Below are 8,460 nucleotides of genomic sequence, written 5' to 3' on the forward strand. Positions count from 1 at the left end.
TCTTTCACCCTCGATTAGGCAAAAGAAATCTGCTCGCCAAAACGACGCCAATGACTCTTGACAGTGATTCGTGGAGATGCGATTCTCAGTCAGCTACTACGGAGAAGGGCTTCCACGACGAAAGTCGCTTGGGGGCCTTTTTCTTTTGCGGTTTCAGTCTCCTGTTGATGGTTTTTGCGACTTCCGAAAAGCCTCGTAGAGGTCATCCAGTCGTCCCGTAATGTATGCCGCGAAGGTAGGACCATCCTTTGCCTCGTAGGTCACGATCGCCTTCTTCGCGGTGGCTTTGACGCTGACGCTAACTGATTTGTCCCTGGCGCCCCAGAGATTGGTCCTTGGCTCTTGCCGGGCAATCTTAGGAAGCGAGAGGAGGGCACCGGCAGCTTGTTGGAAGCGTTGATCACTCGAGTTGTCCGCGGACAACGATGCCAAAACCGCCTGCAGTTCAACTTTCGCCTTTGGCAACTTTTCTGCGAATTCCATCCAGCGCCGGCGTCCTACCTCCGGTGCAGCTCCGATCGCCTCTATCAGTTCGATCGGAATCGCGCGAACAACCGATAACATTTTGGATAGGGCAGCCTTGTCAATGTTTAGCGCCGCCATGATGACCTCGCGGGAGAAGGACCGATCCTCCAAGCGGGCGGCGAACAACGCTCNACAACGCTCTTTCGATATATGACAGGTTGGTCCGTGCATTGTTTTCCTGCCCCTGACTGACAACCAATTGATCATCGGACAACTCACGGATAACAGCGCGAACTTTGGTGCCCAACTCTTTCACCGCCGCGAGTCTGCGGTGTCCGTATGCAACTTGATATCGGCCATTTAGCTCTGGATGAGGCCGAACAAGGATTGGCACTTGCTGCCCATGTTCTTTGATCTGGGCGACTAGATCGGCAAGTTCGATGGGATCGATGCCAAGACGATCACTAACGAATGATCCGTCGACCAGCGCTGGATCCAGTTCGACAATTATCTTGCCTTCTGCCAGTTGCTTTTCGAGGTCTTGCGCTCGTTCAAACTTCTGCGTGATGTTACCAAGGGTTCTGGTGATGCCTCCGATGGGAGCACTGCGGACCGCCGGCGCTACAAACCCGGCGATCGGCCTGATATCCGCCATAGGAGTTGGCACTTCCTCTGCCGATGAAACTTCAATGAGATTCTTGCGGGCCATTACTTTCTCCCCCAAGTCGTCCTTAGCAGGCCTTCGATTTCGGAATTGACCGCATTTAGGGATTCCATCGCCCTGTCATATGTGCCGCGGGTGAACTGTTGTCGCTCGACCTCGTACAGTGTCTGCTTGGTGACCCCGGCATCCGAGATTGCCGTAGACTTCAGCATGTGATTGTGGAGCATTCGATTGCCAAAGATAGCCCGCATGAAGCCTGTCATCTGACTTTGGGGACCATCGTTCGGCTCGTAACGAGTAACGAGATAGCGCATCCAATCGTAGCTGGTACGCCCCCCTGCCCTTTCGACGACTGCCATCATTTCACTGGTCATCGCAAGGAATTGACTCATCGACATCACGTCCAGCATTTGCGGATGCACGGTTATCAATACCGACGTCGCCGCACACAACGCCGACATGGTCAAAAAGCCGAGTTGCGGCGGGCAATCGATAATTACGACATCGTAGAGGCTCTCGATGTCGGTCAACACTTCTCCAATGCGGGCGAAGAACATGGATTCTGCCGACCCCGATGTGATCGCTCTCGGTGTCTCATGTTCAAACTCCATGAGTTCTAGATTTCCGGGCACGATATGTAGGTTCTGGGTGTAAGTGGCTCGCACAATGTCAGAGATAGATCGTGGCTCTTCATAGCGGATCGCCCCGTAAAGCGTTTCGCCTTCGCCCACATCGAGTTCGGGTTGATGTCCAAAGAGCGCTGACAGTGAAGCCTGGGGATCGAGGTCGATTGCCAGAACCCGGTGACCGCGCAAAGCAAGGTACTGGGCCAAGTGTGCGGATGTCGTCGTCTTCGCCGAACCTCCCTTGAAATTCATAACGGCCACGACCTGCAGTTTCTCTCCGGGCCGACGGGTCGGAACGTACTTCGGCATTCCGTTTTTTTCGTCGAGTGACCGACGGATGTTTTCCATGTCGGCAGGAGAATAGACCCGGCGACCATTGGCCAAAGGTTCCGGCCCATGTCCACCCGAGGCCACCTGTCTTAAGTAGCCCTCGCCGATACCGATATAGTATGCGGCTTCTGCGGGTGTGAAATGCCGGATCGTTTTTTGGGAAGCTGGGGGAAAAATCTTTTGTTGATGTAGCTGAAGCTGCCGCGACAATTCGAGAGAATCCGCGGACAACATCGACGGCAGGTGTTCCTGGCCGCTAGGATGTGTGAGTGCCTGTAGCATTGCTCTCCTCGAACTGCGCATTTGACGCGGATTTCAATCAAACTGCGCAACTACAGTATGGTCCGATTCGTAAACATTTTACAAACGCTTAACTATAAGCGCGATTTGAGGCCCGAGACTGCGGTTGTCCGCGGACAACGCCTGAGAGGGGCTTCAAACATCCCTCTGGGGAGATCCGGCGACCGGGCCGGCTCCGTGCAATATGTCGACGGCAGTCAAGTGATAGCAGGGGCTAGTCAGCGTATAGGCGGCTATGCGAGCCAGGACACCGCTTTCCGGATTGGATCGTGCGTAGGACTAACCTATCTAGCGCAGGCCAAAACGAGAGCGTCACCGGTATCCGACTCGTCAGACACTGCTAGCCACTGGACGCGCAATTCGACAACGCGGTTGTCCGCGGACAACTCACGTCCGTGACACGAGGCACGACGCGGTGCCGGCCGCCCAGGAGCGTTTCGCAAGTCGAGGCTCGATAGATTTCGCCCGTGCGAGATCTCAATCAACTGCCGTTTCAATGAAGTAGCCGTGCAGCCTTGCGGCAATAGCGCTGTCGGGGGCGGACGGGTCGCGTAGTCATGCAAGGTTCTTTGATGCGGGGGCCACGAATGCACGCTCGTCGACCGGACCCAGCGTTCTTTCATCGCTGGGGAGTCCGGCCGACTTCGGCTGCGAAGCAATTATTGTCGACAAGGTATTTATCTGTGGTGAGATCGCTGACGTCGCCGACTGCCGATGGGTGCGGAAGAGGGCGGCAACTTGTGCGATAAACCTGAAACGACTATCTTGCACGCATTATGAGCAAGCATCTAAGTTCAGTCCTGACGACGGTGAACGCGCCCTACAGTGATCAACTGGACGACGCGGCGTTGGCGCATTGCCTTGCCGATATCGATCTGGCCAAACAGCATCCCGGTCATGTCAGCGCTTTTCTCGGCGAGGTCCCTCTCGCCCAGCAAGTCGAGTTCGCAACCGCGCATCACATCGCGGTCGACGACCTCAAGGCTTTTGCCGCCAAGTTCTCTGCCTGGTCCGGCGAGAGCTATCCGCTCGCTGCGTAATGGCTGGACATGATAGGCGACGCCCGTCCGAATGGCGGCGGCTCTTTCGCATCACTATCGACCTGATTGATCAGCTTCGCGAGAATGCTGGGGGCTACGACTTTGAATGGTCATTTGGCGGAGGAACGGCGATGATGATCCAGATCGGCCATCGCGAAAGCCACGACATCGATATTTTCCTCGACGACCCTCAATTGCTCGGGTTTATCGACCCATCTAGAAGCCCCCTGCACTTTGAAACGATGCCATCCGACTATCTGGGGGACGGGCTTAGGTTTCAGAAGTTCGCCTTCGAAGGCATCGGCGAAATCGACTTCATTGTAGCGGGAGCGCTAACGACGGCGCCATTCGAGAACCGTGTGGTGGAAGGCAGGACCGTGCATCTTGAAACCATTCCCGAAATAATCGCCAAGAAGATCTATTACCGGGGATCGGAAGCCAACCCGCGCGACATCTTCGACATCGCCGCCGCAGCCCGGTCGCAATTGGGCGAGGTCGTCAACGCCCTGCGCGCGCTCCCGGAACAAGTCGCCCGTACCCGCGAGCGGATGAAAAAGCTCAACCCGGAATTCGTCGGCCGCGCCATCGCGCAACTGATGATCATGCCTGACTACGAAGCGTCGGCCGCCGACAGTCTGGATGCAGCGCTCGCTGTGCTCGACGAGGTGTTGTCATCACCTCAAAGGACCTAACCGCCTCTCCCTCGCGATCAACGGGGAGGGGAGGGGCTTCAGAGCCCAGACGCCTTGGTGAGATTGACGCGAAAACGGTCTCTGCGCCGCTGATACTTGCGAGTCATCTCCGCCGAGGCGTGGCCAAGCTGTTTCTGCACACATAGCGCTCGTCGACCTCGGCTGAGGAGGCGAGGCCGGCCCGCAGCGGGTGCCCGGAAAACTTCTGTTCCCGCTCGCCTTCGGTGAGATCGCCGCGCACACCGGCGGCCAAGGCCGTGCGCTTGACCAGCCGTACGACCTCCTGATCGTTGAGCCGTTCGGCGCCGACTGTTTCACCCTGACCAGTAACACGGCGCAACAAGGGGCCATTGGCAATGCGGGCAAACTTGAGCCAGGCCTGAAGCGCGACAACCGGGCAGGTGGCGTCGGACGAGCCGCGACCAATTTCGACTTCGCGCCAGCCGGTCTTGCCCCGAAACGTAACCAGCACGCCCATATTTGGAAAAAATTCAATCCAGCCGCGACCGACGTCGGTTGATCACGCGCAACACCAGACCGAGATCCCGAGGGCTGGGCCGTGATGTAGGGGCCGACGATTTGTGGGTCTGGCGGCTGCGGATCAAACGACGTGACGCCGGCAGCAGGCGCAAAACTCCTTCCAGTCAGCGGCATAGGCGCGTCGGGTGTCTGCCGAACTTGCTGCCTCGACATCGTCGCGCGCACGGTCGGCTCAATCCGCGTGCGTGCTAGGGAGCGTCTCGAATTGGTTCGGTGCCGAGCTTGAAAGCTGCCCAGAACTGCCATATATTTTGCACAAGAAACATGACTCTCAATATGGTAGGATGAATTCTGTGGCTCATGCACTGAAGATCCCCGAGCAGAACGGACCTCTCATCTTGTCCTATATGGACCGGAACGGGAAGATTGCGATCGAGCAGGTCGCGGACGGGTTTGGCATGTCCAAGGGCCAGTTGGCCCAGACCGCTGGTCTTGCTCGCGAGACCCTTTATCGATCGGAGCGCAGCGCTACGGTTAAGACACAGGGGCGTCTGCGGGAAATGCTTGAGATCATCAGTCGCGTTACGGATTGGGCGGGCGGCAAGGAGCAGGCGATGGCTTGGTATCGAGCTCAGCCGCTTCCAGCATTTGGCGGACGCACCGCTGAAGCGCTGGTGAAGGACGGTAAGGCAGCTGCGGTCCGTGATTATCTCGATCACATGGCCGTTGGTGGTTTCGCTTGAGGTTCGTTGGAACCTGTTACCGCGCACACGATCCACGTTGGGCATTCAAGCCAACATCCGGCGAAGGGGCGGCGATCAGAGGTGCGCGATTTAATCCCAAAGGCGTGCCGGCGCTCTATTTGGCGCTGACCATCATGACAGCGGTCAAGGAAGCCAACCAGGGGTTCGCGCACCGGATCGATCCGTGCGTGCTGTGTTCCTATGAGATCGACTGCGATGACATCGTGGATTTGACAACGGACGAGGGCAGGGAAGAATTTTCTATCGCGCTCGAGGAGATGGCCTGCGCCTGGGGGACGGCGCTCAGCGACGGAGAGCGCCCGACGCCCTGGTCCATCTACGACCGCTTGCGACCTCGAAATATTGCCGGCATTGTAGTCCCAAGTTTCGCGCCGAGCGCCGAGATGGAGGATCGCAACCTGGTCCTTTGGGACTGGGGTCCGGATCTGCCGCACAAGGTAACTGTATTCGACCCGAGCGGCCGGTTGCCGAAGGACCAGCTATCCTGGCGATAACGCACGCTCGCCTCCGAAGGGCAGGGGAGTCTTTCGCCCTACAGGCCTGATGCTTTGGTGAGATTGACACGGAAACGATCGCGTCTGCGCTGATATCGGCGAGTCATTTCAGCCGAGGCATGGCCAAGCTGCTTCTGCACATAACGCTCATCAACCTCAGCCGAGGAGGCGAGGCCCGCGCGCAGTGAATGTCCGGAAAACTTCTGTCCCCGCTCGCCCTCGGAGAGATCGCCGCGCACGCCGGCGGCCAAGGCCGTGCGCTTGACCAACCGGGCCACCTCCTGATCGTTGAGCCGATCGACGCCGACCGTTTTACCCTGACCAGTAACACGGCGGAACAAGGGGCCATGCGCGATGCGGGCAAACCTCAGCCAGTTCTCGAGCGCGACAACCGGGCAGGTGGCGTCGGACGAACCGCGGCCGATCTCGACCTCGCGCCAGCCAGTCTTGCCGCGCAGTGTCACAAGAACACCTTTGTCGAGCACCTCGACCCAGCCGCGGCCATCTTCGGTTTGATCGCGGGCAAGATCGAGGCCGACGATTTCGGAGCGGCGCAAGCCGCCTGCGAAGCCCAAAAGCAGCATGGCGCGGTCACGCAGGCCACGCAGCGTGCCGCGGTCGAGTGTCTCCAGCATGGCAACAAGATCGTCGCGCAGTACGGCCTCCTTCTGAAGGGGCGGGGCGGCGTGCGTGTTGCGGATGCCGGCGAGCACGGTGGCGATATGACGGTCCTTCCGGTCAAGCGATTGGCCGCGCTGCGTGTAGTTCCAGGTCAGGGATGACAGGCGGCGCTCGATCGTCGCCACCGCCTTTTTGTCCCTTCCAGTGCCCGAAGCCTGCGCGGTGATATAGAGGCCGACGGTCCGCGGGTCCGGCCGCGATGGATCAAAAGACTGGCGCCGGCACCAGCCGCAAAAATGCTTCCAGTCGGCTGCGTAGGCGCGACGGGTGTTCGCCGAACTTGCTGCCTCGACATAATCGCGCGCACGGTCGGCGAGCTTTTCGAGATGCGTAGGCAACGATGTCTGTCGCGGGTCAAGGACCGGCGGGGGAGGGGAGGGGCCTTCATCCGGCCGCACCATCTCCATGACGACGTCGACAATGTCCGGCAGGTCATCGGCGTCAATCGCGTCGGTGGACACCATCAAATTACGGGCTTTGCCCATCCAGCCTCGTCCATTCTAATGTCGCAGCAATGCGATTCTTGCGAGCGAGGGTGCGGCCAAAGCGCGAAATTGTCCACCGCGAGCTGTGTGACGGAATCGCTGGGTTGCGCCCGGTCCGGTTAACGCCACCGGGGGTGGTCTCTCTCCTTGTCTTCGTGTTCAACATCCCTTATATTTCGTTCAACAGACGGAGATCTCAAGATGACCACACGTGGCGCAGCGACAGCCGCAAGCGAGGAGCGGATCGCCCACACCCGCAACCGTTTGGTGCTTGAGCAGGCGAGGGCGGTCGGCCTGCTTGGCGCGGCCAAGAACACCCGCCTTTCCGGCAGAGTGCCGTCGGAATTGATCAAGGCGGCAAAGAAGCGCGCCCACGTGACCTCCGACACCGAACTGCTTGAGCTCGCCTTGTCGCGGCTCGCCCTCGAGGATGATTTCGGCGCCCGGCTCGTCGGCCGCAAGGGCAGCATCTCCGCGGACATCGATCTTGGCATTTGATCTAGGCGGCGCACTGCGGTCCCTAAAACCACAGCGGCGGAGCGCTGGGCTGGAACGGCGACCAGATTCCGCCCTGTCCTGGGCAGGTGACCAGCCGCCTGTCGGCGGCGTATTGCTCCTCGACACCAGCGTCTATCTGGATGTCCTGCAGGGACGTACGCCCGAAGCGGTCGATAACCTTCTGACGTATCGGCTCTGTCACCACTCGGCCGTCTGCCTTGCCGAGCTCAGCCACGTGTTCGGCCGGCTCGACCCGGCGCACCCGACGACGAAGTCGGTCCTGGGAGCCGTTGCGGATACAATCGAGGATATTCCGGCGCACCGGCTGCATGCACCCGACGCCACCGCTTGGGGACACGCCGGCATGCTGGCTGGCCTGTTGTTCCGGCTGAGCCATCTGCCAAAAGGGAAGGGGCATGAACGCCGTTTCCTCAACGATGCGCTGATCTTTCACCAGGCCGGTATGCTCGGGGCGACGGTCCTGACCGGCAATGTTGGCGATTTCGATTACCTCAGCCAGCTTGTTCCGTCGGTGCGGGTGATCTTCTACCGGACAGCGCCAGGTTTGCGCCCGCAGGCTTAAAAGCGTCAGTGGGATGCACCAGCGCTATCGTTGCCGTTCCAGCAAAGACCGTCGCGCTGTGGGATGGTCCGGAGGGTCGCTGGGCGTGAATTTTGGGCTTCTGCTCGACGAAAACGGCCATTTGTCCCCTAGAGACCAGAACGAACGATAATGCAAGATTATCGGTCGTTTCTATCCATCGACAGGCTGTGCGTTTTGGCGCGAAAATCATGGCGCAAAGCGCACGGACGCTTTACCCTCCAAAACCATGATTCGCCTTGATCCCGCGATTGCCAGCCCCGCCGCGCCGCCGACCGTGCCGGTCTGGGCGCTCGCGCCCGGCCGTAACGCTTGCGAGATCGACGCCGCCTTCCAGGCC

General features: G+C 59.3%; 8 protein-coding genes and 2 pseudogenes. 6 read left to right on the forward strand and 4 right to left on the reverse strand.

What is annotated here, in order from left to right; translation table 11 throughout:
- Positions 1-153 precede the first annotated feature (153 nt).
- Both repB and repA read right to left on the reverse strand, forming a co-directional pair.
- Positions 154-1,174 (reverse strand): annotated as a pseudogene (gene repB / locus X741_RS01000000167300) (plasmid partitioning protein RepB).
- A complete protein-coding gene (gene repA, locus X741_RS137635) occupies positions 1,174-2,367 on the reverse strand; it encodes a plasmid partitioning protein RepA (RefSeq protein ID WP_023780763.1) in 1,194 nt (397 codons plus the stop codon). The pseudogene repB and the gene repA overlap by 1 nt, the downstream one beginning before the upstream one ends.
- A gap of 794 nt (positions 2,368-3,161) precedes the next feature.
- On the opposite strand from repA, the gene X741_RS137630 reads away from it, so the two are divergent.
- Both X741_RS137630 and X741_RS1000000169315 read left to right on the forward strand, forming a co-directional pair.
- Entirely contained in the window at positions 3,162-3,425 is a 264-nt protein-coding gene (locus X741_RS137630) for a hypothetical protein (RefSeq protein WP_023780764.1), read from the forward strand.
- A complete protein-coding gene (locus tag X741_RS1000000169315; protein WP_084018952.1) occupies positions 3,425-4,117 on the forward strand; it encodes a nucleotidyl transferase AbiEii/AbiGii toxin family protein in 693 nt (230 codons plus the stop codon). Before X741_RS137630 ends, X741_RS1000000169315 begins: the two co-directional genes overlap by 1 nt.
- A 38-nt stretch (positions 4,118-4,155) precedes the next feature.
- On the opposite strand, the pseudogene X741_RS1000000169320 reads toward X741_RS1000000169315, so the two are convergent.
- Positions 4,156-4,829, reverse strand: a pseudogene (locus X741_RS1000000169320) (tyrosine-type recombinase/integrase); the annotation flags it as partial.
- A 175-nt stretch (positions 4,830-5,004) separates the two neighbouring features.
- Between X741_RS1000000169320 and X741_RS137625 the strand changes: the two are divergent.
- Both X741_RS137625 and X741_RS0136205 read left to right on the forward strand, forming a co-directional pair.
- Positions 5,005-5,340 (forward strand): MbcA/ParS/Xre antitoxin family protein, encoded by a 336-nt coding sequence (locus X741_RS137625; RefSeq protein WP_179296568.1) that lies wholly within the window; start codon positions 5,005-5,007, stop codon positions 5,338-5,340.
- Positions 5,337-5,855, forward strand: a complete 519-nt coding sequence (locus X741_RS0136205) for an RES family NAD+ phosphorylase (protein ID WP_031250707.1) — start codon at positions 5,337-5,339, stop codon at positions 5,853-5,855. Before X741_RS137625 ends, X741_RS0136205 begins: the two co-directional genes overlap by 4 nt.
- Before the next feature lie 38 nt (positions 5,856-5,893).
- On the opposite strand, the gene X741_RS137620 is transcribed toward X741_RS0136205, so the two are convergent.
- On the reverse strand, positions 5,894-7,021 hold the full coding sequence (locus X741_RS137620; RefSeq protein ID WP_051410542.1) for a site-specific integrase: 1,128 nt from the start codon (positions 7,019-7,021) through the stop codon (positions 5,894-5,896).
- Between the two features lie 201 nt (positions 7,022-7,222).
- Between X741_RS137620 and X741_RS137615 the strand changes: the two genes are divergently transcribed.
- Together X741_RS137615 and X741_RS0136210 are read left to right on the forward strand one after the other, a co-directional pair.
- Entirely contained in the window at positions 7,223-7,519 is a 297-nt protein-coding gene (locus X741_RS137615; RefSeq protein ID WP_023780770.1) for a hypothetical protein, read from the forward strand.
- A complete protein-coding gene (locus tag X741_RS0136210) occupies positions 7,509-8,102 on the forward strand; it encodes a hypothetical protein (RefSeq protein WP_031250708.1) in 594 nt (197 codons plus the stop codon). Before X741_RS137615 ends, X741_RS0136210 begins: the two co-directional genes overlap by 11 nt.
- The last annotated feature ends 358 nt before the right edge of the window (positions 8,103-8,460 follow it).

It is taken from the genome of Mesorhizobium sp. LNHC221B00, assembly GCF_000502935.1.
GTDB classification, from domain to species: domain Bacteria; phylum Pseudomonadota; class Alphaproteobacteria; order Rhizobiales; family Rhizobiaceae; genus Mesorhizobium; species Mesorhizobium opportunistum.

What these genes read in the sequence shown, in the direction of transcription:
- repA (WP_023780763.1), bottom strand. Translation starts at nt 2,367, where the DNA reads ATGCTACAGGCACTCACACATCCTAGCGGCCAGGAACACCTGCCGTCG.
- X741_RS137630 (WP_023780764.1), top strand. Translation starts at nt 3,162, where the DNA reads ATGAGCAAGCATCTAAGTTCAGTCCTGACGACGGTGAACGCGCCCTAC.
- X741_RS1000000169315 (WP_084018952.1), top strand. Translation starts at nt 3,425, where the DNA reads ATGGCTGGACATGATAGGCGACGCCCGTCCGAATGGCGGCGGCTCTTT.
- X741_RS137625 (WP_179296568.1), top strand. Translation starts at nt 5,005, where the DNA reads ATGGACCGGAACGGGAAGATTGCGATCGAGCAGGTCGCGGACGGGTTT.
- X741_RS137620 (WP_051410542.1), bottom strand. Translation starts at nt 7,021, where the DNA reads ATGGGCAAAGCCCGTAATTTGATGGTGTCCACCGACGCGATTGACGCC.
- X741_RS137615 (WP_023780770.1), top strand. Translation starts at nt 7,223, where the DNA reads ATGACCACACGTGGCGCAGCGACAGCCGCAAGCGAGGAGCGGATCGCC.